Source organism: Burkholderia sp. KL41, from assembly GCF_057005415.2.
Map to the genome: position 1 here is coordinate 2,604,609 of NZ_CM174446.1, position 26,943 is coordinate 2,631,551.

Here is a 26,943-nt window from a genome sequence, read left to right on the forward strand (position 1 = left end):
GATCGATAAGCGTCCAATACAGGATTTGTCCGGTACGATAGATACCGTTTATCGATGCCGACGCCACGAGGAGACACCATGGAACTGAGGCAGTTGCGCTACTTCGTGGCGGTCGCCGAGGAACTGCATTTCGGGCGCGCGGCAAAGCGCCTGTTCATCTCGCAGCCGGCGCTGAGTTTCGATATCCGCAAGTTCGAGGACGCGCTCGGCGTCCAGCTGTTCTCGCGCACCAACAAGACCGTCGCGCTGACCAATGCGGGCGAGGTGCTGCTCGGCGAAGCGCGCCGGCTGCAGCTGCAGGCGGCCGAGGCCGAACGCCTGACGGTGCGCTCCGCGTCGGGCCTCGCGGGCCGGCTGCGGATCGGCTTCGTTCATTCGATGCTGTATCGCGGGCTGCCCGATGCGGTGCGGCGTTTCGAGGCCGACTATCCGGGCGTCGAGGTCGTGCTGAGCGAGATGAACACGCACGCGCAGGTGCAGGCGATCCAGCGCGGCCAGATCGATCTCGGCTACGCGCACTGGGGCCACTTCCCGCCCGAGGTCGAATCGGTACCCGTCTATGCGGAACCGTTCGTGTGCTGCCTGCCGGCCGCACATCCGCTCGCGCGGCGCAGGCAGGTCGCGCTGGCCGCGCTGGCCGCGGAACCGTTCATCCTGTTCCCGCGCGAAGCGGCGCCGCACTATCACGACCTGATCATCGCGCAATGCGTAAACGCCGGCTTCAGCCCGCTGATTCGCCACGAAGCGCGGCTGTGGCAGACGATCCTGTCGATGATCGAGTTCGGGATGGGCGTCGCGCTGGTGCCGCGCGTGCTGCAGCAGGCGAAGAGCGACCGGCTCGCGTTCCGGCCGCTGAAGGATGCGTCGCTCGAATCGCGCACGCTCGCGCTGAAGCGCAGCAGCACCGCCGAGCCGGTTGCGCTGCGCTTCGCCGACTACGTGCGCGCGTCGATCGACGCACTGCCCGCGCTCGCGGGCTGAGTGCATGGCCGGCTGGCAGGTATTTGCGGGTATCTGAAAAATATTTGCAGAAAGGGCTTTACGAACCCCAAAAGCTCTGACATAATTTGATTCTTCTTTGGGCGGTTAGCTCAGCGGTAGAGCACTGCCTTCACACGGCAGGGGTCACTGGTTCGATCCCAGTACCGCCCACCAAAGAATTCAAGGGCCTGCGTCTCACGACGCAGGCCCTTTTCGTTTTGGCGTCGCGCGTGCTTCGAGCGACGCGGGCGCCATGTCATTCGACGACGCCCACGTCCACACGCCGCTACCCAGATACCGGCTTACCGTGCGTGCCCCACCCGCTGCGCCGTCGCATCGAACGCCCGTTTCGCCTTGTCGACGATCTCGTCGACCTCCGCCTCGCGAATCACGAGCGGCGGCGACAGCAGCATCCGGTCGCCGGTCGCGCGCATGATCAGGTTGCCGTTGAAGCAGAAGTCGCGGCAGATCGTGCCGATATCGACGTTCGCACCGAACCGCTCGCGCCGGTTCCGGTCGCGTGCAAGCTGAACGCCCGCCACGAGCCCCGCTCCCGAAATCTCCCCGACGATCGGATGGTCGCCCAGCGCATCGCGCAGCCGGCGCTGGAAGTACGGCCCGATGTCGTTCTTCACGCGCTCGACGATCCCTTCGTCGCGCAGCAGCTTCAGGTTCGCGACCGCGACGGCCGCCGCCACCGGGTGGCCCGAGTACGTGAGGCCGTGATTGAATTCGCCGTTGTCGATGATCGGCCGCGCCACGCGCTCGTGAATGCCGACGGCCCCCATCGGCACGTAGCCCGACGTGAGGCCCTTGGCCATCGTGATCAGGTCCGGCTCGAAGCCGAAGTGCTGATGCGCGAACCATTCACCGGTGCGCCCGAACCCGCCGATCACTTCGTCGGCCACCAGCAGGATGTCGTACTTGCGGCAGATCCGCTGGATTTCCGGCCAGTACGTCGACGGCGGGAAGATCACGCCGCCCGCGCCCTGGAACGGCTCGCCGATGAACGCCGCGACGTTTTCCGCGCCGAGTTCGAGGATCTTCGTCTCGAGCTGCTGCGCGCGGGCCAGGCCGAACGCTTCCGGCGTTTCGCCGGCCGCCGCCTCGCCGAAGAAATACGGCTGGTCGATGTGCACGATGTGCTCGACCTTCGACGGCATCTGCTCGTGCATGTAGCCCATCCCGCCGAGCGTGCCGCCGGCGATCGTCGAGCCGTGGTAACCGTTCTTGCGCGAGATCACGAACTTCTTCTGCGGCTGGCCCTGCACGCGCCAATACTGGTGCACGAGGCGCAGCACGGTATCGTTGCCTTCCGAGCCGCTGTTGCAATAGAAGAAGTGGTTGAAACCCTTCGGCGTGACTTCCGCGAGCATCGCGGAGAGTTCGATCACCGGCGGGTGCGTGGTCTTGAAGAAGGTGTTGTAGAACGGCAGTTCCTGGATCTGGCGATACGCGGCGTCGGCGAGTTCCTTGCGGCCGTAGCCGACGTTCACGCACCAGAGGCCGGCCATCCCGTCGATGACCTTGTTGCCGTCCGAGTCCCACAGGTAGACGCCGTCGGCCTTCACGATCACGCGGCTGCCCGCGCGGTTCAGCGCACCCATGTCCGAGAACGGGTGGATGTGGTGCGCGGCGTCGAGCGCGCGGTATTCGGCGGTCGAATGCGGTGAGAAGGCTTCGTTTCGATCGGTCATGTTTCCTCCGGATAACGCTGCCGCACGCTCAGACGTGCAGCAGCAGATGCCTGCGCTCCCACGAGCTGATCACGCGGAAGAACGCTTCGTATTCGGTGTCCTTCAGTGCCAGGTAGGCCTTCACGAACTTGTCGCCGAGAATGCCGGCGAGCGGCGTGCACGCCGCCATCAGCGAGATCCCCTCCTCGAGATTGCGCGGCAGCTGGTACGGCAGGTTGTAGCCGTCCGACGCGATCGGCTCGGTCGGCGCGAGCTGCTGCGACAGGCCGAGATAGCCGGCGGCGAGCGTCGCCGCGAACGCGAGGTACGGGTTGCAGTCGACACCCGGAATCCGGTTCTCGATGCGGCGCGCCGACGCGCCCGACTGCGGGATGCGGAAGCCGACCGTGCGGTTGTCGTAGCCCCACTGCACGTTGATCGGCGCGGCCATGAAGCGCGACAGGCGGCGATACGAGTTGATGTACGGCGCGAAGATCGGCATCAGCGCGGGCGTGTACTTCTGCAGCCCCGCGAGATAGCTGTGGAACATCGGAGACACGGCGCCGTCTTCGCCCGAGAACAGGTTGCGCCCCGTGCGCGCGTCGGCCAGGCTCTGGTGGATGTGCATCGCCGAGCCCGGCTCGTCCTGCATCGGCTTCGCCATGAAGGTCGCGTACATGTTGTGGCGCAACGCGGCCTCGCGCACCGTGCGCTTGAACAGGAACACCTGGTCGGCCAGCGACAGCGCATCGCCGTGCACGAAGTTGATCTCCATCTGCGCGGCGCCGACTTCATGGATCAGCGTCTCGATATCGAGCCCCTGCATCTCGCAGTATTCGTAGATGTCCTCGAACAGTGAATCGAACTCGTTGACGGCCTCGATCGAATACGACTGCCGGCCGGTTTCCGCACGCCCGGTGCGGCCGACCGGCGGACGCAGCGGCAGGTCCGGATCGGCGTTCATGTCGACCAGGTAGAACTCGAGCTCGGGCGCGACGACCGGCTGCCAGCCTTTCGCCTTGTACAGGTCGAGCACACGGCGCAGCACGTAGCGCGGCGAGATCTCGACCGGCGAACCATCGAAGTGCACGCAGTCGTGAATCACCTGCGCGGTCGGATCGACGGCCCACGGAATCAGGCAGATCGTCGACGGATCGGGCACGCACACCATGTCGGGATCGGTCACGCCGGTCAGCGTGCCGTCCTCCGGATAATCGCCGGTGACGGTCTGCACCATCACGGCCTGCGGCAAGCGCATCGATTCGCCGGATTCGAACTTGTTGCGCGGAATGATCTTGCCGCGCGCGATGCCGGCCATGTCGGGAATGATCGCCTCGACCTCGGTGATGCGGTGCTGTCGCAGGAATTCGCTCAGTTCGGGTTGCATGATCGGCCTCTATCAGTCGACGTCGGATGCGGCCGGCGACGGCATCGCGCCGCCTGCCGCATGAATGCGATGGGTCATGCGCGCGCGGCACGCCGCGCCGAATGCCGCGAAGATGTCGCGCGACAGCGGCTGTTCCGCGTAGCGCCATTCGGGATGCCACTGCACGCCGAGCGCGAACGCACGCGCGCCGCGCACGCTGACGGCCTCGACCAGCCCGTCGGGCGCGCTGGCTTCGACGACGAGCCCCGCGCCGAGCTGCGCGATGCCCTGGTCGTGCAGCGAATTGACCGTCGCTTCAGGTGCGCCGTGCGCGATCCGCTGCAGCAGGCCGCCCGGCGCGAACTGCACGACGTGCGCGGGGCCGTACTGCCGTTCGAGCGGATCGGCCGGCCGCTCGCGGTGATCGTCGAAGCCGGTCGTCGCGTGCAGCCGCTGATGCAGCGTGCCGCCGTAGGCAACGTTCAGCTCCTGCATGCCGCGACAGATCGCGAGTACGGGCACGCCCGCGTCGATCGCCGCGCGGATCAGCGGCAGCGCGGTCGCATCGCGCGCGGGATCGTGCAGCGTGTCGGGCGCGCTCGCGGCACCGCCGTAATGATGCGGCTCGACGTTCGAGTAACTGCCGGTCAACAGCAACCCGTCGACCGCCGCGACGATCGCATCGGCCGGCTGGCGCGCGCCGAGCGCGGGCAGCACGAAGGCAAGCGCGCCCGCGCCGTCGACGAGCGCGGCCAGGTACTTCTCCCCCGCCGTGTGGTTCGGATGCGCACCGCGCAGGATGCGGTCGGCGGTCACGGCTACGATCGGTCGCACACGCATGGGTGTCTCTCCGGCAATTGCGCGCGACACGTTCGCACGCGGGACGATGAAGGTTCGCGCCGGCACCGCACGCGCGCACCACGATGCGCCGCATGCCCAAACGCGATCGTGCCGCGCGGACGATGCGGCAACAGGCGGTGCGGCCCGGAACGGACGTGGAAAGGGACGCTAGGGCAACAACGATGCGCTGCCGTCGCACTGCACCGCGCTGAACACGCGGGCAGCCACGAGGTTGAAGCGGCGCAGGCCGCGACGGGAAATGGCGAAGAAACGAGGTTCGCGCAAAGAGGCGGCACGCGTGCCGCGATCAGCATGCCGGATCGGCCCGGCCTGAGGCGGCGCGCCCGCCGACGGACTTCGCGTCCGGCGTATCGAAGGGCTGGCGGCTTTCACGATCGTACTCGACTGACGAATGCAGGACACGTGTCGCGATGAAGCGCATGCGGCAATGCCGCGCGGCGACACGTCGGCAAGGTGTCTCGCCGCGCATTCCGGTGCGGTGCGGCCACGATCGATGGCCCGCCGCCGGTGCGCGCGTGACGACTTCCTGACATTCAGCTTATATCACCCAAAAATTGCGTCAAATTTTCAGGTGCGGATGACGACATCGATCAGACGAAACCCGGACGAAAAAAAACGGCACCGATCTCGTGGATCGATGCCGTGTTGTGCAGTGCATCGGTGCGGCACGCTGCGTGCCGGCGGGCCGGCGGGCCGTCGCGCACCGGCTCCGCCGCGCTGCCGCATCCGTGCGGCCCGGGTTCAGCGATGCGCGAGCGCGGTTTCGACGAGCGTCTGCAATAGCGGCACAATCCGCGCCGCACGCGTTTCGTCGTACGCGTAGGGGCGCGTCTCTTCCATGTAGGTAATCTGCGAGAGCTCGAGCTGCACGGCCTCGACGCCCGTTTCGGGCACGCCGTAGTGGCGCGTGATGTAGCCGCCCTTGAAGCGCCCGTTCGCGACGGCCGTATAGCCGCCATGTTCGAGCACGCGCGCGGCGAGCGCCTCCGCCAGGCCCGGCGCGGCACTTGCACCGCTCGACGTGCCGAAGTTGAAGTCCGGCAGGCGGCCGTCGAAGAAACGCGGCACGTGCGAGCGGATCGAATGCGCTTCCCACACGAGCACGCGGCCGTGCTCGCGCTTCAGGCGTGCGACCTCGCCTTGCAGCGCGTCGTGATACGGCAGCCAGTAGCGATCGCGGCGGCGCATGATCTCGTCGTTGCCGGGCAGCGCGTTCGCCGGATACAGCGGCGCCTTGTCGAACGTATCGACCGGCACGAGCCCCGTCGTGTCCTGCCCCGGGTACAGGTTCTCGTTGTCGGGCGGACGGTTCAGGTCGACGACGTAGCGCGCATGCGACGGAACGAGGATCGATGCGCCGAGGCCGGCCGCGAAGCCGTACAGCCGTTCGAGATGCCAGTCGCAATCGTCGACGAAACGCGCGTCGGCCGTCATCGTCGCGGCGATGTCGTCGGGGATGTACGTGCCTGCGTGCGGAATCGAGATCAGCAGCGGCAGCGTGCCCTGCTTCAGCGTGAATACAGCCGGTTGTTCAGTCATGTCGCATCACCGTTGAAGGTCTGCCGGCGCACGCAGGCGGCGTGCGCCGGTTGCCGCGCGTCAGCGCAGCAGTTGCGCCAGCGCGGCGCGGTAGTCGGCATACGCGACGGCTTCGTCGCGATGGCGGCGGCCGCTCACGACGCGCTCGCCGCCCGTGTAGACGTCGAGCACCGGCGTCTCGCCGTGCTCCGCGAACACGATACCCGACAACCACGACGTGCTGTCGTGTTCGGCGATCGCCGGATGATCGGGATCGAGCACGAGCCAGTCGGCGCGGCACCCTTCGCGCAGCGCACCGACGCGCCGCCCGCTGGCCTGCGTGCCGCCCGCGAGCGACGCGTCGAACAGGCGATCGGCGACATGCGCCTGCGTGTCGCTCGCCAGCACGTTACGCGCGCGGTGCACGAGCCGTTGCCCGTATTCGAGCAGGCGCAGCTCGGCACGCCAGTCGACCGACGCGTGGCTGTCCGAGCCGACGCCGATCACGCCGCCTTGCGCGAGATAGTCGACGGCCGGGAACACGCCGTCGCCGAGGTTCGCCTCGGTCGTCAGGCACAGGCCGGCGACCGCGCGACGCTGCGCGAGCGCGGCCGTTTCGGCTGCGTCGACGTGCGTCGCGTGCACGAGACACCAGCGTGCGTCGACATCGAAGCGATCGAGCAGCCATTGCACGGGGCGCGCGCCGTAGGCACGCACGCAGTCGTCGACTTCGGCCGTCTGCTCGGCGATATGGATATGCACGGGCGCGTCGTCGGGCAGCCCGTCGAGCAGCACGCGCAGCCCGTTCTCGGACACCGCGCGCAGCGAGTGCGGCGCGACGCCGTAGCGCAGGCCGCCGTGCTCCGGCGCCGCGCGACGCATCGCGTCGAGCAGTTCGAGCAGGCCGTCGGGCGTATTGATGAAGCGGCGCTGGTCGTCGCGCGGCGGCTTGTTGCCGAAGCCGGCGAACTGGTACGACACGGGCAGCATCGTGATGCCGATGCCGGCCGAGCGCGCGGCGTCGACCACGCGCGTGCCGAGTTCCGCGATCTGCGGATAACGCGAGCCGTCCTGCGCGTGATGCACGTAGTGGAATTCGCACACCGACGTATAGCCGCACTTGAGCATCTCGACGTACAGCCAGCGCGCGATCGCGGCGAGCGCGTCGGGCGTGATCTTCAGCGCGAAGCGGTACATCAGGTCGCGCCAGCTCCAGAAGCTGTCGGCCGGATTCGCGCGGTATTCGGTGAGCCCCGCCATCGCGCGCTGGAACGCGTGCGAATGCAGGTTCGGCATGCCGGGCAGCACCGGCCCGGCCGCACGCGCGACGCCTGCCGGGGCGTCGGTGTCGGGCGTCACGCCGGTCAGCGTGCCGGCCGCGTCCCAGCGCAGCAGCACGTTACGGCGCCAGCCGTCGGGCAGGTACGCATGGTCTGCAAACAACAGGGTGTCGGTCATAAGGCTATCTATCCGTTCATCCGGCGAAACACGGTCGTGCCGCCGCGTACGACCTGCTCGCACAGCGGCCGGCCGATCCAGTAGGCGAGCTCCGCCAGCGAGCCGACCGACCATGCGGCGAAGTCGGCCTGGCGACCGACTTCGAGCGCGCCGTGGCGATCCGCGCGGCCGAGCGCCGCGGCCGCGTGGCGCGTCACGCCCTGCAGCACTTCGGGCACCGTCATGCGGAACAGCGTGCAGCCCATGTTCAACGTCAGCAGCAGCGATTCGAGCGGCGACGTGCCGGGGTTGTGATCGGTCGCGAGCGCGATCGGCACGCCGTGCTTGCGCAGCAGCTCGATCGGCGGCAGTTGCGTCTCGCGGATGAAGTAGTACGCACCGGGCAGCAGCACGGCGACCGTGCCGGCCGCCTTCATCGCCTCGATGCCGGCTTCGTCGAGGAATTCGAGGTGGTCGGCGGACAGTGCCCGGTAGCGGGCAGCGAGCGCCGTGCCGCCCGCGTTCGACAGTTGCTCCGCATGCAGCTTGACGGGCAGCCCGCGCCGCGTCGCGGCTTCGAACACGCGCTCGGTCTGGGCGAGCGAAAAGCCGATGCGTTCGCAGAACACGTCGACCGCGTCGACGAGCCCCTCGTCGGCCAGCGCCGGCAGCATCCGGTCGCACACTTCGTCGATGTAGTCGTCCGCGCGGCCCGCATATTCCGGCGGCAGCGCATGCGCGCCGAGGAACGTCGTGTAGACCGTGACCGGGAAGCGCTCGCCGAGCTGGCGCGCGACACGCAGCATCTTGCGTTCGCTCGCGAGGTCGAGCCCGTAGCCCGACTTGATCTCGATCGCGGTCACGCCTTCGGCGAGCAGCGGCTGCAGCCGCGCGGCGGCCTGCACGAACAGCGTCGTCTCGTCGGCCGCGCGCGTCGCACGCACCGTCGACACGATCCCGCCGCCCTGCCGCGCGATCTCCTCGTAGCTGACGCCCGCGAGGCGCTGCGCGAATTCGTCGGCACGCGTGCCGCCGTACACGAGGTGCGTATGGCAGTCGACGAGGCCCGGCGTCACCCACGCGCCGTGCAGATCCTCGCGCTGCCAGTGGGCATAACCGTGCGGCAGCGCGGACATCGCGCCGAGCCAGGCGATCGTGCCGGTTTCGTCGACGGCGATCGCCGCGTCGTCGATCGTCTCGTCAGGATGGCCGTGCGGACACAGCCTCAGGTGATGCCAGACAGTCGGTTTCATGCGTTCAGTCTCGTTCGCCGATGGCGAGCGACACGGCGAGCAACGCGCCGCTACCGCTCACGACGACGTCAAACGCACGCCGCGGCCCGTCGAGCCGCAACGTGTCCATTTCTTCCAGTGTGTAGCGCGTGCCGTCGATTTCAACAGCGGCCTCGCCGGTCGCGCAAAACAGCAGCACGGTATCGGCATGCCCGATGCGGTGCGCGCCTGCGCGCCACACGTCGAGCGTGCCGCGCGCGGCCGAACGGCGCGTCATCAGGTTGAAGTCGCGCGTCGCGCCGTCGTGCAGCGTCGCGTCGATCGCCGCCTCGCCCGCGAAATCCGCGCGGGCCAGCGGTGCGTCGAGCACGTGGCGTGCGCCGCCTTCCTCGGCGAGCGTCATGCCCGCGCCGGACAGCAGCACGAGCGTGCGGTCGACTCCGTCGAAACGCGAGAACGGGCCGTCCGTGCCGACGTCCGCGACGCTCACGCGCCACGCGAACGCGTCGAGCGCGGCGCCCGGCGGCGCCCCGAAGGAAGTCCCCTTGGGGGAGAACGCCGCGATCTCGCGCGTCACGCCGCCGCCGTTCTTCCATGGCGACGCGACGAGATCCGCTGCGCGCATCATCGTCGCGTTCACCGGCGCCTGATCGAGCGCCGTCATGCTCAGCGGCCGAGCATCGGCAGCTTCAGGCCGGCTTCGCGGGCCGTCTGCTGCGCGAGTTCGTAGCCGGCATCCGCATGGCGCATCACGCCCGTCGCCGGGTCGTTCAGCAGCACGCGGCCGAGACGCTCGTGCGCTTCGGCGGTACCGTCGGCGACGATCACGACGCCCGAGTGCTGCGAGAAGCCCATGCCGACGCCGCCGCCATGGTGCAGCGACACCCACGATGCGCCGCCCGCGGTGTTCAGCAGCGCGTTCAGCAGCGGCCAGTCGCTCACGGCGTCCGAACCGTCCTTCATCGATTCCGTCTCGCGGTTCGGGCTCGCGACCGAACCGGTGTCGAGGTGGTCGCGGCCGATCACGATCGGGGCCTTCAGTTCGCCGTTCTTCACCATCTCGTTGAACGCCTGGCCGAGGCGATAACGATCCTTCACGCCGACCCAGCAGATCCGCGCCGGCAGGCCCTGGAACGCGATGCGCTCACGCGCCATGTCGAGCCAGTTGTGCAGGTGCGGATCGTCGGGGATCAGCTCCTTCACCTTCTGGTCGGTCTTGTAGATGTCTTCCGGATCGCCCGACAGCGCGACCCAGCGGAACGGGCCCTTGCCTTCGCAGAACAGCGGGCGGATATAGGCCGGCACGAAACCCGGGAAGTCGAACGCGTTCTCGACACCCATTTCCAGCGCCATCTGGCGGATGTTGTTGCCGTAGTCGAGCGTCGCCGCGCCGCGCTCCTGCAGCGCCAGCATCGCGCGCACCTGGACGGCCATCGACTGCTTCGCGACCTTCACGATGCTCTGCGGATCGACCTTCTGCGCTTCGCGCCATTGCGCGACGGTCCAGCCTTGCGGCAGGTAGCCGTTGATCGGGTCGTGCGCGCTCGTCTGGTCGGTCACGCAATCCGGCGTGATGCCGCGCGTGACGAGTTCCGCGAACACGTCGGCCGCGTTGCCGAGCAGGCCGACCGACACCGGCTTGCCGGTGCGCTTCGCTTCCTCGATCATGCCGAGCGCCTCGTCGAGCGTCGTTGCCTTCTTGTCGACGTAGCGCGTCTTCAGGCGGAAGTCGATGCGCGTCTCGTCGCATTCGACCGCGATCATCGAGAAGCCGGCCATCGTCGCGGCCAGCGGCTGCGCGCCGCCCATGCCGCCGAGGCCGCCCGTCAGGATCCAGCGGCCCGACGGATCGCCGTTGAAGTGCTGGTTCGCGACCGAGAAGAACGTTTCATAGGTACCCTGAACGATGCCCTGGCTGCCGATGTAGATCCAGCTGCCGGCCGTCATCTGGCCGTACATCATCAGGCCCTTGCGGTCGAGCTCGTGGAAGTGGTCCCAGTTCGCCCAGTGCGGCACGAGGTTCGAGTTGGCCAGCAGCACGCGCGGTGCATCCTTGTGTGTGCGGAACACACCGACCGGCTTGCCCGACTGGATCAGCAGCGTTTCGTTTTCCTCGAGATCCTTCAGCGACGCGAGGATCTGGTCGTAGCATTCCCAGTTGCGCGCGGCACGGCCGATGCCGCCGTACACGACGAGCGCATGCGGATGCTCGGCGACTTCCGGGTCGAGGTTGTTCTGGATCATCCGGTAGGCCGCTTCGGCCAGCCAGGTCTTGCAGACCTTCTCGCTGCCGCGCGGCGCGCGGATCGTGCGCGTCGGATCGAGACGGGGATCGATGTGTTTCGGATGGTTCATGACGACTGCTCCCGAGGGAAATGAATATCAAATAGGAATCAGAAATGCCCGGTGAAGCGATAACGGCTGCCGGGATGCCACAGATTCGCCACCGAGGCGACGACGCCCTGCGACCAGGTGCGCCGATGTAAAACCAGACACGGCTCGACGTCGTCCATCCGCAGCTGCTCGCGCCGCTCCGGCGCCGGGGCCGCCGCTTCGATCCGGTACTCGACGCGCTGCAGCGGAGCCGCGCGCATCAGGTACAGGTTCGGCGTCGTGTTCGTGAAATCCTGCTCGGCGTAATCCGGCGCGACCGCCGGATTCACCCACCGCTCTTCGAGCTGCACCGGCTCGTCGTTCTCGAAGTGCAGCACCTGCGAATGAAACAGCTTCGTGCGCACGGCCACCTGCATCTCGTCCGCGAGCACCTCGTCGGCGCGGATCGTGTCGAGGCCGAGCACGCTCGCGCGATACGCATGCCCGCGCGCGCCGACCTCCTCCGAGATGCTGCGGATCGCCACCAGCGTCGACTCGTACTTCGGCCGCGCGACGTAGGTGCCCGCACCCTTCATGCGCGTGAGCACCTGCTCGGCCGTCAACTCGCGCAGCGCGCGGTTGACGGTCATGCGCGCCACCTTGAACTCGCGCGCCAGCTCGTTCTCGGACGGCACCTGGTCGCCCTCCTCCCACTCGCCTGCGTGGATGCGGGCCAGGATGAAATCCTTGATCTCCTGGTAGACCGGCGCGCTCATGGGCTTACTGTTCCGACGCGAACGAGAACGGCGCGACCTTCGCGAACGCACGCTCGCCGACCAGCTTCGCGATCACCGCGATGTCCGGTGCGAAGTAGTGGTCGAGCTCGTAGTGCGCGACCTTGCCGCGGATCGTTTCCATCACCGGCGCGAGCTTCGGGCTCGTGTGGTGCGGCGCGCGCAGGTCGACACCCTGGGCGGCGGCCAGCAGTTCGATCGCGAGGATGTGCTTCGTGTTGTCCGCGATGTCGGCGAGCTTGCGTGCGGCGAACGTCGCCATCGACACGTGGTCTTCCTGGTTCGCCGAGGTCGGCAGCGAGTCGACCGACGCCGGGTGCGCGAGCGTCTTGTTTTCCGATGCGAGTGCGGCGGCCGTCACGTGGGCGATCATGAAGCCCGAGTTCACGCCGCCGTCCCGCACGAGGAACGGGGGCAGGCCCGACAGCGTCGCGTCGATCAGCAGCGCGATGCGGCGTTCGGCCAGTGCGCCGATTTCCGATGCGGCCAGTGCGAGGTTGTCGGCCGCGAACGCGACGGGCTCGGCGTGGAAGTTGCCGCCCGACAGCACTTCGCCGGTATCCGGGAAGATCAGCGGGTTGTCCGACACGGCATTCGCTTCGATCAGCAGCACGTCGGCCGCGTGACGCATCTGGTCCAGGCACGCGCCCATCACCTGCGGCTGGCAGCGCAGGCTGTACGGGTCCTGCACCTTGTCGCAATCGCGGTGCGACTGGTTGATCGGCGAGCCTTCGAGCAGGTCGCGATACGACGCTGCCGCGTCGATCTGGCCTTGATGGCCGCGCAGTTCATGAATGCGTGCGTCGAACGGCTTCACCGAGCCGGCAGCCGCGTCGACCGACAGCGCGCCCGCGACGAGCGCGGTGCGGTACAGGTCTTCGATCGCGAACATGTTGTCGAGCGCGAGCGCGGTGGATGCCTGCGTGCCGTTCAGCAGCGCGAGGCCTTCCTTCGCCTGCAGCGTCAGCGGCGCGAGGCCCGCGACGCGCAGGCCGTCGAGCGCGCTCGCGCGCTCGCCGCGGATGAACACTTCGCCGACGCCCAACAGCACGGCCGACATGTGCGCGAGCGGCGCGAGGTCGCCCGATGCGCCGACCGAGCCCTTCACCGGGATCAGCGGCAGCACGTCCGCGTTGAACAGCTTGATCAGCGCGTCCATCACTTCGCGGCGGATGCCCGAGTGGCCGCGGCCGAGGCTCGACAGCTTCAGCGCCATCAGCAGGCGCACCGACGAACGTGCCATCGGCTCGCCGACGCCGACCGCGTGCGACAGCACGAGGTTCTTCTGCAGCAGTTCGAGCTGGTCGTGCGGGATGTGCGTGCTCGCCAGGCGGCCGAAGCCCGTGTTGATGCCGTAGGCCGGCTCGCCCTTCGCGGCGATGTCGGCGACGGCCTTCGCGCCGGCGTCGATCTTCGCGAAGCTGGCCGGGTCGAGCGCCAGCTGAACGGATTCGCGTGCGATCTGGCGCAGTTGCGGGAGGGTCAGGTGGCCGGGGGTCAACGTAATCATGTGAGCAATCCTGTCTAGACAAGTTCGGAGTGGTTTGAAGTGTAGCCACCTGAACTTGTCTAGACAACCCGTTTTTCACCGATTTCGACTTGGGAGTTTCCCTGATGCCCGGTGCGGCCCGCCGGGCCGGTCGGCGGGATCCGGCGCTTAACATATGTTGCGATTATTTTGTCTTTGGCAACATACGAATCACCACTCGCCACGGAGCCCGTCATGCCCTTCCCGCCCCGGTTCATTGCCCGTTTCATCGCCCGTTTCATCGCCCGTTTCATCGCCCGGTTCGGCCGCCCCTTGCTCTTCGCCGCGTGCGCACTCGCATGCGGCGCCTCGTTCGCCGCGGAGCCGCTCTCCGGCACGCTCGAGAAGATCCGGCAAAGCAACCTGATCTCGATCGGCCACCGCGAAACGTCGGTGCCGTTCTCCTACGTCGACGCGAACGGCAAGGTCATCGGCTTCTCGCAGGACCTGTGCGACCGCGTGATCGCCGCCGTGAAGGCGCGCATCGGCAAGCCCGACCTGCAGGTGCGCTTCATCCCCGTCACGTCGCAGAACCGCATCCCGCTCGTGCAGAACGGCACCGTCGATCTCGAATGCGGCGTCACCACGAACCTCGCCGCGCGTCACGCGCAGGTCGCGTTCTCGACCACCTTCTTCGTCGCGACGACGCGCCTGCTCACGCGCACGAGCTCGGGCATCCGCGACTTCCCCGACCTCGCCGGCAAGACGGTCGTGACGAACCAGGGCACGACGTCCGAGCGCCTGCTGCGCAGGATGAACGAGGAAAGGAAGATGAACATGCAGATCATCAGCGCGAAGGACTACGGCGAAGGACGCCTCACGCTCGAATCGGGCCGCGCGGCCGCGTACATGATGGACGACGTGCTGCTCGCGGGCGTGCGCCAGCTCGCCGCGAAGCCGGCCGACTGGCAGATCGTCGGCACGCCGCAGTCGTCGGAGGCCTACGGATTCATGCTGCGCAAGGACGATCCGCAGTTCAAGGCGCTCGTCGACGGCGTGCTCGTGCAGTCGATGAAGCGCGGCGAGATCGATGCGCTGTACGACAGGTGGTTCATGAAGCCGGTGCCGCCGAAGGGGCTCGCGTTCGACTTCCCGATGAGCGACGTGATCAAGGCGCGCTACGCGGCACCGAACGACGCGCCGCTCGAATGAGCGCCGCGCGTGGACGCTGGCTCACGCACGCGTCCACGCGATGCACGCCGCGTAGCCGGGCGCCGCGTCGAGCCACGCCGCGTCGAACGCCGCGACGCCGGCGGCGGGCGCGGCCGGCTCGACGATCGTCGTCGCAGGGGTCGCGACATCGCGCGGCGGCACGACCGCGAACGCTCGCAACCCGCCGACGATGCCGGTGCCGAGCGCCTTGAGCAGCGCTTCCTTCGCCGCCCACACGCGCATGAACGCCGCCGCGCGCGCGGCGGGCGACACGCTGTCGAGCCACGCAGCCTCGGCAGGCGCGCAGACTTCGCGTGTCAGCGCACGCCAGTCGGCTGCGCGGTCGCAGCACTCGATATCGACACCGACACGGCCCGCGGGCGCCCACGCGAGCAAGGCATGATCGCCCGCATGCGACACGTTGAAATCGAGTGACGTCCGATGCGCGGGGGCCGGCGACGGCCGCCCCGATGCGTCGACGACGATCGCGACCGCATGCGGCGCGACACCGAGGGCCGCGCCGAGCACGTCGCGCAGCGCGGCACGCGTCGCGGCACTGCGTACCGCATCCTCGTGACGCATGAAGCGCGCGGCGCGCGCGCGCTCGTCGTCGCTCAGCGCCGCGTAGGCCGGCGACGCGAGCGGCACGCTCCAGTCGAAATCGATACGCGCGACCCGCACCCCCGCGCGTGCCGCGGCGGGCGGCACATCGAGCGCGTGCACGCGCCATGCGCGGGCGGTATCGGCCGGAGAAGCGGAATCGAACGGAATGGACATCGGTGCGCAGCGGCCTGTGCCGTGGAGGGAAACGCCCGATGTTAATCGATCGCGCCGGCGTATGAACCGGCCCGGGTGCGACTCGCCGCGGCCGCATCGAATCGGCGTGGCTTCATGAGCCGCATGCGAAGGCCGCGCACGGCGGCACGCCATGCCCGCGACGCATCGGGCAGCAGCCGGGCAGCCGCCGCGCCTCACCCGTTCGCGGCGACGCCCGGCACGCCGCTGCCCGCCCCTCGCCCGCGCGACGCCGGGTGGAGCGCATGCACGTGGCCCGGCGCATCGGCCGGCAGCACGCCGTGCTGCAGCCAGTACAACGCGAGCGGCCACAGCGTGTCGGTGAAGCGGCTGTGGAAAAACGCGAAATGGCCGATCGCCTCGACGCCGATGTCGGCCGGCGCGATCCGCAGATGCGTGACGTCGCTGCCCGTGTAGTAGCCGACCAGCCGCTCGATCGCCTCGACCGTGCCGAACCCGTCGTCGTCGAGGCCGATCGCGAGCATCGGCGCCGACAGTCCCGCGAAGCGGGTGGGCAACGCGGCGCGGCTTGCGACGGGTTCGGCGAACAGGCCGCGCGTATAACCATCCTCGAAGCTCGCCTGCGAGCGCACCCACGACAACGCGACGCCGCGCGGCGTGTCCTCCATCCAGCCGAGCCGCTTCGCGGGCACGTAGCCGAACACGGCCGCGAGCAGCGGCATCGCAACGTGCCACTTCCACCACATGCGCCGCCGTTCGGCAGGCAGGTAATCGCGCCAGTACGCGTACTGCGCGCCGACCGTCACCGCGTGCCGCACGTGAGCGTTCGATGCCGCGAGCCCGAGCGCGAACCCGCCGATGCTGTGCGCGACCACGTCGATCGGCTGGCCCGGAAACGCGTCGCGCGCGTACCGCAGCGCGGCGTCGCAATCGAGCCGCCCCCAGTCGAGCCAGTTCGCGCGCAGCTTCGCGAGCTGCGCCGGGCGCGACCCGCCGATGCCGCGATAGTCGTAGACGAGCACGTCGCGCCCCTGTGAGAACAACCAGGCCGCGAAACGAAAGTAGTAGTCGCAACGCACCGATGTCGCGCAATTGATGACCGTCACGGGCCGCGCGGCGCTGCCGCCGCGATGGCGCCATACATGGCCGCGCAATTCGTAGCCGTCGGCCGCGCGCAGCGTCACGGGCTCGGGCGGCAATGCGCCTGCCGCACGGCTGCCCTGCGTCGTCCCGCTGCTATCGTTCGAAATCGCCATCGAGTCTCCTGTCGGTCCGAGTTAGCGCTTTAGCGCTTACTCGGACCCCATGCTTCGCGGTCGGTCCGAGTTGGCACTTTAGCGCTTACTCGGGCCCCATGCTTCGCGGTCGGTCCGAGTTAGCGCTTTGGCGCTTACTCGGGCCCCATGCTTCGCGGTCAGCCCGAGTTGGCACTTCAGCGCTTACCCGAACCCCATGCTTCGCGGTCGGTCCGAGTTGGCACTTCAGCGCTAACCCGAACCCCATGCTTCGCGGTCGGCCCGAGTTGGCACTTCAGCGCTTACCCGAACCCCATGCTTCGCGGTCAGCCCCGCACTCCCCGCGCCAGCCTCCATTGAACTTGACGCGCCCCGCGTTCTCAACCAATCTTGCTGCTCCGTTCGCATGAGTCACGCGCATGTCAACGCCACTCGTCCGCCTCCCGTCGCTCGACCTCGTCCGCGGTTTCGTCGCCGTCGGCCGCCGCATGAGCATCACGCTCGCCGCGCAGGATCTGTGCGTCACGCAATCGGCGGTCAGCCGCCAGGTGCACGCGCTCGAAGCGCATCTCGGCGTCGCGCTGCTGCAGCGCGGCTACCGGAAGATCGCGTTCACGCCGGAAGGCGAGCGGCTGTTTCGCGTCGCCGATGCGGCCCTGCACGGCCTGCAGGACACCGTCGCGTCGCTCGCCGCCGCACGCGAGCGCCAGCCCGTCACGATCACCGCGAGCATCGGCGTCACCGCGCTGTGGTTGCTGCCGCGGCTCGGGCGGCTGCAGGCGCGCCTGCCGGAGGTCGACCTGCGCGTCGCCGCGAACGACAAGGTACTCGATTTGCGCGCCGAAGGCATCGACCTCGGCGTCCGCTATTGCCCGCGCGAGCGCGCGCCGGCCGGCGCGCTGCACCTGTTCGACGAGATCGTCGTGCCGGTCGCCCATCCCGCGCTCGCCGCACGGCCCGTCACGAACGCGGCCGCGATCGCCGACCACGTCCTGCTCGAATTCGACGGGCCGCCACAGCCGCAATTGCAATGGCGCACGCACCTGCTCGCGGCCGGGCTCGGCGACGCGCGCCCGAAAGGCCTGCTGCGCTTCAACCAGTACGACCAGGTGATCCAGGCCGCGATCGCGGGCCAGGGCGTCGCGCTCGGGCGGCTCGCGCTCGTCGCGCCGATGCTCGCGGACGGGCGGCTCGCGGTGCTCGGGCCGCACACGCAGGCGCTGTCGGAGGCTTACGGCTACTGGCTGTTCCAGCACGATCCGGCACCGCGGCGAGAGGTCGCCGAAGTCCGCGACTGGATGCTCGCCGAAGCAGCCGAATGCGATATCGCGATGCGTGCGCACGATACGGCGTCGGCATAGGCCGAAGCCGGAGCCGGAGCCGGCGCCGATTCAGCGAATGCCGCCGGCCGCGGCCGGGCCCGCCCGCCCGATCCCGCGCGCCCTTCGTCGCATTCCCCACACGCATGCCAACCTGACCGAATGATCGCTTGAGCGTCGACGGGCCCGATCGTCTAATCGGATCGAGCGCGGCCGTTTTGCCGCGCCCCCTTCCGGAGACACGCATGACCCCGATCGAGCAGGAAGTCCGCCGCCGCTGGCTGCCCGTACTGGCCGGCGGCCTGATCATGGGCGCCGCGCTCGGCATCCGGCACGTGCAGGGCCTGTTCCTCGCGCCGGTATCGCTCGATCACGGCTGGTCGCGCGAAGCGTTCGGGCTCGCGCTGGCGTTGCAGAACCTGATCTGGGGCGTCGCGCAGCCGTTCACGGGCATGATCGCCGATCGTTTCGGGTCGCTGCGCGTGATCGTCGCCGGGATGCTGCTCTATGCGGCCGGGCTCGTCACGATGGCGCATGCGGCGACGACCGGCATGTTCACGGTCGGTGCCGGGCTCGTGATCGGCATCGCGCTGTCGGGCTCGGCGTTCGCATCGATCTACGGCGCGCTGAGCCGCCTGTTTCCGCCCGACCGGCGCGGCTGGGCGCTCGGCGTCGCAGGCGCGATCGGCGGGCTCGGCCAGTTCTGCATGGTGCCCGTCGCGCAGGAACTGATCGGCGGCATCGGCTGGCGGCATGCGTTCATCGCACTGGCGCTCGTCGCGGTGGTGCTCGCGCCGCTCGCCGTGCTGCTGCGCGACCGGCCCGCGCAGGTTGCCGGCGCCGCCGCCGGCCCCGACCAGTCGATCGGCGAAGCCGTGCGCGAGGCGTTCGCGCATCGCGGCTTCTGGCTGCTGAACGCGGGCTTCTTCGCGTGCGGCTTCCAGCTCGCCTTCATCGCGACGCATCTTCCCGCGTACCTGCTGGATCACGGGCTGCCGGCACGCCACGCGAGCGTCGCGCTCGCGCTGATCGCGCTGACCAACGTGGCCGGCACCTATGCGTGCGGCCATCTCGGCGGGCTGCTGCGGCGCAAGTACGTGCTGTCGGTGCTGTACCTCGTGCGTGCGCTCACGATGGCCGTGTTCGTCGCCGCGCCGCTGTCGCCCGCGAGCGTCTACGTGTTCGCGGCCGTCATGGGGTTCACGTGGCTCGGCACCGTGCCGCTGACGAACGGCGTGATCTCGCAGGTGTTCGGCGTGCGCTACATCGCGACGCTGTTCGGCTTCGTGTTCTTCGGGCACCAGCTCGGCAGCTTCTTCGGCGTCTGGCTCGGTGCGCTCGTGTACGACGCGACGCATTCGTACATGCCGCTGTGGATCGGCTCGATCGCGCTCGGCGTACTCGCGGCGCTGCTGCACCTGCCGATCAACGACGCGCGCGTCGCGCGTCCGGCAGCGGGCAACGCGGCGTGGGCATGATCCGCGCGGCACTGGCCGCCGGCACGCTCGCGTTCGTCGCGTGGTGCGGCGCGGCCTACTTCGATTCGGGCGTCGCGTACGCGCTGCTCGAACACGTCGCGTTCTGCAATTGACGCGGCAATCCGGAGCGGGCGGTCAGCGGCGCTTCGGCAATGCGGCCAGTGCATCGAGCGCGCGGGCACGCGCGGCCGCATGCTCGACGAGCGGCTCCGGATAGTCGACGCCGAGCCGCACGCCTGCCGCTTCGAGTTCCAGCGGCGAGGCCTCCCACGGCGCGTGGATCGATGCGGCGTCGAGGCCGGTCAGCTCGGGCACCCAGCGCCGCACGTACGCACCGTCCGGGTCGAACTTCCGCCCCTGCGCGACCGGATTGAAGATGCGGAAATACGGCGCGGCGTCGGCACCGCAGCCGGCCACCCACTGCCAGCTCGCCGCGTTGTTCGCGGGATCGGCGTCGACCAGCGTGTCCCAGAACCACGCTTCGCCCGCGCGCCAGTCGATCAGCAGATGCTTGATCATGAACGACGCGACGACCATCCGCACGCGGTTGTGCATCCAGCCGGTCGTCCACAGCTCGCGCAGGCCCGCATCGACGAGCGGATAGCCGGTCAGCCCGCGCTGCCACGCGCGCAGCGCGGCGGGATCGTCGCGCCAAGGCATCGCATCGAACTGCGCGCGGAAGTTGTCGGTCGCGAGTGCCGGAAAGTGATACAGCAGCGTGTAGCTGAATTCGCGCCAGCCGAGTTCGCTCAGGAACTTGTCGGCGCCGGCCGCGCATGCCGCGCCGCCGGCCTGCGCGGCGCCCTGCACCGCGTGCCACACCTGTCGCGGCGACACGTTGCCGAAGCGCAGGAACGGCGACAGCCGGCTCGTCGCGGGCCGGTCGGGACGGTCGCGCGCATCCGCGTAATCGGCGAGCGACGTCGTCAGAAACGCGTCGAGCTGCGCGTGCGCGCCGCCTTCGTCAGGCGCGGGCCACGCGTCGCGCAGGCCGCCGGCCCAATCCGGCGCCCGCGGACGCAACGCCAGCGCATCGAGCGCCAGCGCGCGGTCGCTCAGGGCCTTCGGCCAGCGATGAAACCCGATCCGTTCCGGCTCGGGCAGCGGCGCGGCCACCGCGCGATCGCGGCGTGCCGCGCGCCAGTACGCGGTGAACACCTGGTACGGCCCGCCGCTGCCCGTCAGCACCTCCCACGGCTCGTTCAACAGGCTGCCGTTGCTGCTCTCCACCGTGACGCCGCGCGCCTTGAGCGACGCCTTCAGCGCCGCGTCGGCGTCGCGCTGCGGTTGCGCATAACGACGGTTCCAGTACACCGCTTGCGCACCCGTGTCGTGCACGACGCGTTCGATCTCGCGCGGCGCGTCGCCGCGCAACAGCAGCAGGCGTCCGCCGTGACGCGCAAGCGCCGTGTCGAGCCCGGCCAGCGACCCGTGCAGCCACCAGCGCGCCGCGCCGCCGGGCGCGCGCCCGGCGCCGGCGCCCGTGTCGTCGACGAATACGCATACGAGCGGCCGGCCCGACGCCACCGCGCGCGTCAGCGCGGGCTGGTCGGTCACGCGCAGATCGTCGCGGAACCAGACGATCGCGGGAGCAACGGACGACTTGGCGGACACGGGCACCTCGATGACGAAAGCAGGAAGAGACGCGTATTGTCGCGGCTGCGCCGCGCGGTGTCGACGTTCGGCACACCGGCGGATCGACGACGGTCACGGCCGTCCCGCCCCCTGCCGCCCCCGGTGAAACGCCCTAGTCCATTCCGACGATTCTTCGCCGCATGCGCCGGCCTACGCTCGATGTCGGGTACGCCGCGCGGCACGTGCCGGCCGCTACCGGCACCGCGCGTCCCGCCCCTGCCATGCGCGCCGGCCGACGCCGGCGCGGACCTTTCCGACTGCTGCGGCACCCGGCCGGCCGGGCGCGCGGCCTCACCCGCTACTCACCCGATACTCACCCGATACTCACCCGATACGCCGCCATGACCAAACCCTCGAATCTCGTCACCTCGATCACCGTCGACATCGACGCACCGGCCTCCGTCGTCTGGGAAGTGCTGACCGACTTCCCGCGCTACGGCGAATGGAACACGTTCTGCGTCGGCTTCGAAACGACCGGCAGGCTCGGCGATTTCGTGCACATGCAGGTGCGCATTCCCGGCACGGAAACCGTGATTCCCGTCAACGAGATCCTCGTCGCGTGCGAACCGGAACGCCTGCTGTCGTGGGAGCAGCGCCCGACCGACGACAACAAGGACGCCGCGCGCCGCGACCAGTACATCGACGCGATCGGCGCGGAACGCTGCCGTTATTTCACGACCGACCAGTTCCTCGGCATCAACGCGGACACGATCATGCAGAACCACGGTGCGTGGGTGAAACAGGGTTTCGACCAGTGTGCGCGCGACGTGAAGCGGCGCGCCGAAGCGCTCCATGCGGCACGCCGGCGCAACGGCGCCTGACCGGGAGCCGCCGATGCCCGATCTGCAAACGCTGTCCGACCATCACGACATCCGCGAGCTGATCGTCGCGTATTCGACCGCGATCGATACGCGCGACTTCGACGCGCTCGACGCGGTGTTCACGCCCGACGCGGCGATCGACTATCGCGCGATGGGCGGCATCGCGGGCCGCTATCCGGACGTGAAGGCATGGCTGCGCACCGTGCTGCCGCGGTTTCCGCAGTACCAGCACCTGGTCGGCAACCTGTCGATCCGGCTCGACGGCGACACCGCGCGCGGCCGCACGATCTGCTTCAATCCGATGGAAGTCGCGCTGCCGGACGGCGGCACGCAGGTGATGTTTCTCGGGCTGTGGTACGTCGACCGGTTCGCGCGTACCGCGCTCGGCTGGCGCATCGCCGAGCGTGTCGAGGAGCGCTGTTACGGCCACAACGTGCCGGCCGTGCTCGCGGGCGCGACCGGCTGATCGCGCCGCAACCCGGCGGCCACAATCTCCGCCGCCCGCGACGCGCACGCCGTGGGCTGGATGCACGGCGTGCGCGTCGCGAGCCGTTGCGTCAATCGAGCCGGAACGCCGCCTCGAACCGCTCGGCGAACGCGTCGAACTCGGTTTCCGGCAGATGATTGATGCCGCCCGCGCGCTTGCGCCCGCCGCCGGTCGGAAAACCGCGACAGAACTCGTCGGCGCCGAGCGGCCGGCCGTCGGGCACGCGCACGCTGACGACGAGCCCGCCGTCCGCGCGCGGCGACAGCACCGCGAGCGCCGCATGCGGCGCGTTGCGCATCCGCTCGTTCGCGAGCATGCCCGTCGCGCGCCGCGCCCATGGATGATCGGGCATCCGGACCAGCGTCGCGCCGGGCACCTCGCGCAGCGGCGCGAGTGCGCACGCCCGTGCCATGTCGTCGCGGTAGCCGTCGCGCAGCGCGGCAAACACGGCGGTCTCGCGCACGAACTCGAGCGGGTCGACGCACGGCAGCATCGCGTCGGCAAGTGCCGCCGGGTCGAAATGCAGATCGCCGACACACTCGCCGTACGCGTTGTAGTTCAGGTAGAGGCCCAGTTCGGCGAGCGTGTCGCGCTCCGCGTCGTCGATCCCGTGCTCGCGCGCGAGCGCGCCGCCGAGCGCCGGCAACTCGTCGCCGAATGCCGCGACGATCGCCCAGCGCACGTGCCGGCCGCCGAGATAACGGTTCACGATCGCGCTCGTGCAGACGTCGGCCGCCGTGTCGATATGCGCGTCGAAGCGCGGATCGTCGGGCAGCTCGCCCGCGAAATGATGGTCGAAATAGCGGACCGTCGCGCCTTCGCGCAGCAGCCGCGCGCAGGCATCGCGATTCTGGTCGTGCGACACGTCGAGCACGGTGACGATGTCGCCCGCGCGCGCGTCGATCCGCTCGAGCAGCCTGATGTCGCGCTTCACGCCGGTCACGAGCGTGCCGCGCACGCCCTCCGCGAGCCGCAGTTGCTGAAGCGCGCACAGGCCGTCCGCGTCGCCGTTGAACGCAAGGAAGTGTCGTTCGTCGTGGTTGTCCTGCATGATCCTTTGCTCCGTCGTCAGGGCATGAAATCGCCGCCATTTGCGTCGAGCGTCGCGCCCGTCACCGCGTTCGCGTAGTCCGACGCGAGGAACAGCGCCGCGCGCGCGCAATCGTCGTCGGTCGGCAGCTTCGCGAGCGCGATGTTCGACGCGACCGGCGCGATCACCTGCTCCTCCGTCATCCCGTATTCGGCCGCCGCCTGCCGGAAATACGTCCGGGTCGGCACGCCCCACATCCACCCCATGTGGATGCTGTTCGCGCGAATGCCGTGCACGCCGAGTTCGCGCGCCAGGTATTTTGCCGCAACGGCGAGCGCTCCCTTCGATACAGCGTAGCCGCCTTCCCCTGCAAACGGCTTGCGGGTCGCCTGCGTGTTGATCATCACGATCGCGCCGCGCTTGTGCCGCTTCATGTGCGGCACGACTTCCTGCGTAAGCGCCATCGTGCCGAACACGTTGGTGTCGAACACCGCGCGCCAGCCGTCGAGGTCGGCTTCCTCCACCGGCTCGGGAAACGTGCCGTGCACGAATGCGCTGTTCACGAGCGCATCGATCCGGCCGAAGCGCTCGACGGCCTGCGTCGCGAGCTGCCGGCATTGCGCGCGATCGGTGATGTCGGTCTTCACCTTCAGCACGTCGCAATCGACGCCGAGTGCACGGATCCGCGTTTCGGCGTCGTCGAGCTTTTCCGTCGTGCGCGCCGCGACGACCACCCCGCGCGCGCCTTCACGCGCGGCCTCGACGGCGAGCTTCACGCCGAGCCCCGGCCCGATCCCGGAAATCACGACGATCTTGTCCTTCAGCAACATGGCTTGTCTCCTGGCTGTCGTTGGTTTCGCGAGCCGGGCCGTCAGCCGGCCGCCCGCAGGTGCCGCGCGCGATACGCGGCGAAGTCGCGCGCGAGCTGCGCATCGGTAAAGCCGAAGCGCGCGATCGAATAGTCGTGCGCGGCACGCTTGTCGCGGCCGTTGCGCGCCATCCAGTCGGTCATCGCCGTGCGCCGCCGCGCGTCGAGCGGCATGCCGGCAAACGCGTACACGGCCTCGGCCACGCCGAGCGGATTCGACACCGTGTCCTCGAAACGCACGTCGAGGAAGCGGCCGGCCGGCAGCGCGTCGCGCGCGGCCATCGCGGCGCCGATCGCACGTGCCATCCCGGCGTTCCACTGCGCGCCGACGGCAAGCGGATCGGGATCGTCCGCATACATCTGCCACAGCGTGTGCGCCATGCTGGCCATCGACGGAATCGTCTGCGCCGGGTCGCGGTGCGTGAGCACGACCTGCGCGCGCGGGAACACGCGGCACAGCACGTCGAGCGCATGCAGGTGCTGCGGCGTCTTCAGCAGCCAGCGCATGGCCGGCGCGACCCCGCGCCGCGCCTTCTGCCATTGCAGAAACTGCAGCATCCGCTTCAGGTACGTATAGACCGGCGTGAGATCCTGCCGCGCGAGCCACGCCGTATAGCGCGGCACGTTGGCGTACGAATCCATCGCGCACACGAACGAGTGCTCCATCAGCATGAACTCCTCGTCGGCGAGCATCGCATCGAGCGGATGAATCGTCAGGATCTGCGGGATGCAGTCGATCATCGTCGCGACTTCGGCCCGCGCGCGGGCGATGCGCACCGCCGGCTCGGCCAGCGTCTCGCCCGCGAGCGGCGCCGGGTAGCGGGTTTCCCACCACGCGGCCGCATGAAAGCGCGGATCGACGGCCAGCAGCCGCTGCAGCAGCGTCGTGCCCGTGCGCGGCAGGCCGACGATCACGAGCGGATCGTCGATCGCGATGTCCGCGATTTCCGGATGGCGCCGGAAGTAATCCTCGACGACCAGCCGGTTCACGAGTTGCCCGACGAGCTTCTCGCGCATCATCGCCGCGCCGCGTTCGGACAGCTTCGCTTCGTCGATCAGCGACGCGCACATCACGTCGAGCGCGTCGCGATACGGGCCGTCACCGAACGCGGTGAGTCCGCCCGTGCGCGACACGGCCTCGGCGATCAGTCCGTCGGCATCGAGCCGCGTGCGGATCAGGTCGATCGGCGCGTTCATGCGGCCTCCTTCAGCGCGGCGAGCTTCACGACCCGCGTGCGCGGATGCACCGGCTGCGCGGCGCCGACCCAGCGCCAGCAGATCGTGCCGGTGCGATGCCCGGCCGTATCGAGCCAGTTCGCGTCGCCCGGCCGCGCGGCCGCGACGACCACCGTCACGCCACCGTCCGCATTCCGTCGCGCGCCGTGCTTGTTCACGCAGATGTCGAAGTGCCGGTAATCGAGCGACTCCATCCAGTAGTTGTTGAGCTGCACGTTCCAGAAATCGCAGTCGGGCACCGTGTCGACGTCGATCACGAGCGCCTCGTCGTCGGCCAGCTCCCAGCACGAGTGGTAGTAGTAGATGTTCGGGTCGCCGCCGACCGACTGGCACAGCGCCTGGTCGGCCGGCGGCAGCGCGTTCACGTGCGACCGGTAGCTCGCGGCCCAGTCGGCGAACAGCTTCGCCGTCTGCTCGACGAACTGCGCGGCGCGCGTGAGGCCGCCCTGCAGCACGAGCGGATCGAGCGGCGCCGGGCGGTCGTGCGCGCCGATGCGTTCGATCTTCAGTTGCGCGGGCGTCTCCGTGCGCCGGTCGAGGAATGTCTGGCGCACCAGCAACGCGTTGGTGCCGGGCTCCATGCGCACCCAGTTGCCCGCGCGCGGTGTCTCGCCGAGCACGATCTCGAAGCTGCCGTCCGGTGCGATCTCGAGCTGCTTCGCATCGAGAAAGCCCGTCTGCAGCATCTTGCCGTCGGTCTCGTAGCCGCCCTTCTGCGTGCCGAAGCTCAGGTAGGCCACCGTGCCGCGCCGCCCCGTCACGCGGTATTCGCAACGGCCGTCGAGCCGCGCGTACTGGTACAGGTTGTCGGGATTGTCGGCGCCGATCTTCGCGGTCTCGTGCGACGGCGAGAAAAAGCCGGGCCACGCGCCGTCCGCGAATTCGACGTGCATTTCGAGCGCGATGCGCATCAGCCGGCTTAGGTAACGAAAGCCTTCCGCGCGTGTCAGTGGATCGTCCGGCGCCTCGGCGCGCAGGATCTGCTCGCCGCTGCGTTTCAGGGTGTCGCAGAAATCGGCCCAGGTCTGGCCCGAAAGCAATTGCGTGGCACGCGTGTCGTCCGTCATGTGTCGTCTCCGCCGATGGTCGAGCGCTCACCTTAAGCGCCGGCGTCGCACACCTCTTCGTCCGGGTGGACTAAGGAAAGATCCGCTCCACCGCCGTGCCGCGGCTTAGTCCACCCGGACGAAGAGCGGCATGCCGCTCGCTCGATACCGTTT

General features: G+C 69.0%; 23 protein-coding genes and 1 tRNA gene. 7 read left to right on the forward strand and 17 right to left on the reverse strand.

What is annotated here, in order from left to right; translation table 11 throughout:
- Positions 1 to 78: 78 nt before the first annotated feature.
- Together PQB87_RS12205 and PQB87_RS12210 are read left to right on the forward strand one after the other, a co-directional pair.
- Entirely contained in the window at positions 79 to 981 is a 903-nt protein-coding gene (locus PQB87_RS12205) for a LysR family transcriptional regulator (RefSeq protein WP_489241933.1), read from the forward strand.
- Between the two features lie 99 nt (positions 982 to 1,080).
- Positions 1,081 to 1,155: transfer RNA gene (locus PQB87_RS12210), tRNA-Val, on the forward strand.
- A gap of 128 nt (positions 1,156 to 1,283) precedes the next feature.
- Here the strand turns inward: PQB87_RS12210 and PQB87_RS12215 are convergent.
- The 10 genes from PQB87_RS12215 to hutH all read right to left on the reverse strand — a co-directional run bounded on the left by PQB87_RS12215 (position 1,284) and on the right by hutH (position 13,688).
- A complete protein-coding gene (locus tag PQB87_RS12215; RefSeq protein ID WP_489241935.1) occupies positions 1,284 to 2,678 on the reverse strand; it encodes an aspartate aminotransferase family protein in 1,395 nt (464 codons plus the stop codon).
- A 28-nt stretch (positions 2,679 to 2,706) separates the two neighbouring features.
- Positions 2,707 to 4,044 (reverse strand): glutamine synthetase family protein, encoded by a 1,338-nt coding sequence (locus PQB87_RS12220; protein WP_027786942.1) that lies wholly within the window; start codon positions 4,042 to 4,044, stop codon positions 2,707 to 2,709.
- Between the two features lie 12 nt (positions 4,045 to 4,056).
- Complete coding sequence (locus PQB87_RS12225) at positions 4,057 to 4,863, reverse strand: gamma-glutamyl-gamma-aminobutyrate hydrolase family protein (RefSeq protein WP_489241938.1); 807 nt, start codon at positions 4,861 to 4,863, stop codon at positions 4,057 to 4,059.
- A gap of 762 nt (positions 4,864 to 5,625) precedes the next feature.
- A complete protein-coding gene (hutG, locus tag PQB87_RS12230) occupies positions 5,626 to 6,423 on the reverse strand; it encodes an N-formylglutamate deformylase (RefSeq protein ID WP_091925843.1) in 798 nt (265 codons plus the stop codon).
- A gap of 60 nt (positions 6,424 to 6,483) precedes the next feature.
- Entirely contained in the window at positions 6,484 to 7,860 is a 1,377-nt protein-coding gene (locus PQB87_RS12235; RefSeq protein WP_111943346.1) for a formimidoylglutamate deiminase, read from the reverse strand.
- An 8-nt stretch (positions 7,861 to 7,868) separates the two neighbouring features.
- On the reverse strand, positions 7,869 to 9,092 hold the full coding sequence (gene hutI, locus PQB87_RS12240) for an imidazolonepropionase (protein ID WP_059682401.1): 1,224 nt from the start codon (positions 9,090 to 9,092) through the stop codon (positions 7,869 to 7,871).
- Between the two features lie 4 nt (positions 9,093 to 9,096).
- Positions 9,097 to 9,735, reverse strand: a complete 639-nt coding sequence (locus PQB87_RS12245; RefSeq protein WP_153488580.1) for a HutD/Ves family protein — start codon at positions 9,733 to 9,735, stop codon at positions 9,097 to 9,099.
- 2 nt (positions 9,736 to 9,737) lie between these two features.
- The gene (gene hutU, locus PQB87_RS12250) at positions 9,738 to 11,426 is read right to left on the reverse strand and encodes a urocanate hydratase (protein ID WP_027786936.1); all 1,689 of its coding nucleotides are present in this window, start codon (positions 11,424 to 11,426) and stop codon (positions 9,738 to 9,740) included.
- 38 nt (positions 11,427 to 11,464) lie between these two features.
- Complete coding sequence (hutC, locus tag PQB87_RS12255; RefSeq protein ID WP_027786935.1) at positions 11,465 to 12,160, reverse strand: histidine utilization transcriptional repressor HutC; 696 nt, start codon at positions 12,158 to 12,160, stop codon at positions 11,465 to 11,467.
- Positions 12,161 to 12,164: 4 nt separating this feature from the next.
- The gene (hutH, locus tag PQB87_RS12260; RefSeq protein WP_059682397.1) at positions 12,165 to 13,688 is read right to left on the reverse strand and encodes a histidine ammonia-lyase; all 1,524 of its coding nucleotides are present in this window, start codon (positions 13,686 to 13,688) and stop codon (positions 12,165 to 12,167) included.
- Between the two features lie 213 nt (positions 13,689 to 13,901).
- Here hutH and PQB87_RS12265 point away from each other — a divergent pair, with 213 nt between their 5' ends.
- Positions 13,902 to 14,858 (forward strand): glutamate/aspartate ABC transporter substrate-binding protein, encoded by a 957-nt coding sequence (locus PQB87_RS12265; RefSeq protein ID WP_489241943.1) that lies wholly within the window; start codon positions 13,902 to 13,904, stop codon positions 14,856 to 14,858.
- Between the two features lie 21 nt (positions 14,859 to 14,879).
- On the opposite strand, the gene PQB87_RS12270 is transcribed toward PQB87_RS12265, so the two are convergent.
- Both PQB87_RS12270 and PQB87_RS12275 read right to left on the reverse strand, forming a co-directional pair.
- Positions 14,880 to 15,635, reverse strand: coding sequence for a 4'-phosphopantetheinyl transferase family protein (locus tag PQB87_RS12270; protein WP_111943342.1), 756 nt, complete (start codon positions 15,633 to 15,635; stop codon positions 14,880 to 14,882).
- Positions 15,636 to 15,829: 194 nt separating this feature from the next.
- Positions 15,830 to 16,870, reverse strand: a complete 1,041-nt coding sequence (locus PQB87_RS12275) for an alpha/beta hydrolase family protein (RefSeq protein WP_489241945.1) — start codon at positions 16,868 to 16,870, stop codon at positions 15,830 to 15,832.
- Between the two features lie 398 nt (positions 16,871 to 17,268).
- On the opposite strand from PQB87_RS12275, the gene PQB87_RS12280 reads away from it, so the two are divergent.
- Together PQB87_RS12280 and PQB87_RS12285 are read left to right on the forward strand one after the other, a co-directional pair.
- On the forward strand, positions 17,269 to 18,210 hold the full coding sequence (locus tag PQB87_RS12280; protein WP_489241947.1) for a LysR substrate-binding domain-containing protein: 942 nt from the start codon (positions 17,269 to 17,271) through the stop codon (positions 18,208 to 18,210).
- 203 nt (positions 18,211 to 18,413) lie between these two features.
- Positions 18,414 to 19,646 (forward strand): MFS transporter, encoded by a 1,233-nt coding sequence (locus PQB87_RS12285; RefSeq protein ID WP_027786929.1) that lies wholly within the window; start codon positions 18,414 to 18,416, stop codon positions 19,644 to 19,646.
- A gap of 135 nt (positions 19,647 to 19,781) precedes the next feature.
- Here PQB87_RS12285 and PQB87_RS12290 read toward each other — a convergent pair whose 3' ends face one another.
- Positions 19,782 to 21,260 (reverse strand): cryptochrome/photolyase family protein, encoded by a 1,479-nt coding sequence (locus PQB87_RS12290; protein WP_489241950.1) that lies wholly within the window; start codon positions 21,258 to 21,260, stop codon positions 19,782 to 19,784.
- A 362-nt stretch (positions 21,261 to 21,622) separates the two neighbouring features.
- On the opposite strand from PQB87_RS12290, the gene PQB87_RS12295 reads away from it, so the two are divergent.
- Together PQB87_RS12295 and PQB87_RS12300 are read left to right on the forward strand one after the other, a co-directional pair.
- Positions 21,623 to 22,102: an SRPBCC domain-containing protein gene (locus PQB87_RS12295; RefSeq protein WP_059682387.1), complete on the forward strand. Its 480-nt coding sequence runs from the start codon at positions 21,623 to 21,625 to the stop codon at positions 22,100 to 22,102.
- Between the two features lie 13 nt (positions 22,103 to 22,115).
- Positions 22,116 to 22,568, forward strand: coding sequence for a nuclear transport factor 2 family protein (locus PQB87_RS12300; RefSeq protein WP_059675867.1), 453 nt, complete (start codon positions 22,116 to 22,118; stop codon positions 22,566 to 22,568).
- A 91-nt stretch (positions 22,569 to 22,659) separates the two neighbouring features.
- Here PQB87_RS12300 and PQB87_RS12305 read toward each other — a convergent pair whose 3' ends face one another.
- Genes PQB87_RS12305 through PQB87_RS12320 form a run of 4 tightly spaced genes read right to left on the reverse strand, consistent with a single transcriptional unit; the run spans position 22,660 to position 26,790 of the window.
- The gene (locus tag PQB87_RS12305) at positions 22,660 to 23,640 is read right to left on the reverse strand and encodes an acetyltransferase (protein WP_226146089.1); all 981 of its coding nucleotides are present in this window, start codon (positions 23,638 to 23,640) and stop codon (positions 22,660 to 22,662) included.
- A 17-nt stretch (positions 23,641 to 23,657) separates the two neighbouring features.
- On the reverse strand, positions 23,658 to 24,449 hold the full coding sequence (locus PQB87_RS12310; RefSeq protein WP_489241953.1) for an SDR family oxidoreductase: 792 nt from the start codon (positions 24,447 to 24,449) through the stop codon (positions 23,658 to 23,660).
- A gap of 41 nt (positions 24,450 to 24,490) precedes the next feature.
- Complete coding sequence (locus tag PQB87_RS12315) at positions 24,491 to 25,684, reverse strand: sulfotransferase family protein (protein ID WP_489241955.1); 1,194 nt, start codon at positions 25,682 to 25,684, stop codon at positions 24,491 to 24,493.
- Positions 25,681 to 26,790, reverse strand: a complete 1,110-nt coding sequence (locus PQB87_RS12320) for a DUF1214 domain-containing protein (RefSeq protein ID WP_059857759.1) — start codon at positions 26,788 to 26,790, stop codon at positions 25,681 to 25,683. The genes PQB87_RS12315 and PQB87_RS12320 overlap by 4 nt, the downstream gene beginning before the upstream one ends.
- Positions 26,791 to 26,943 lie beyond the last annotated feature (153 nt).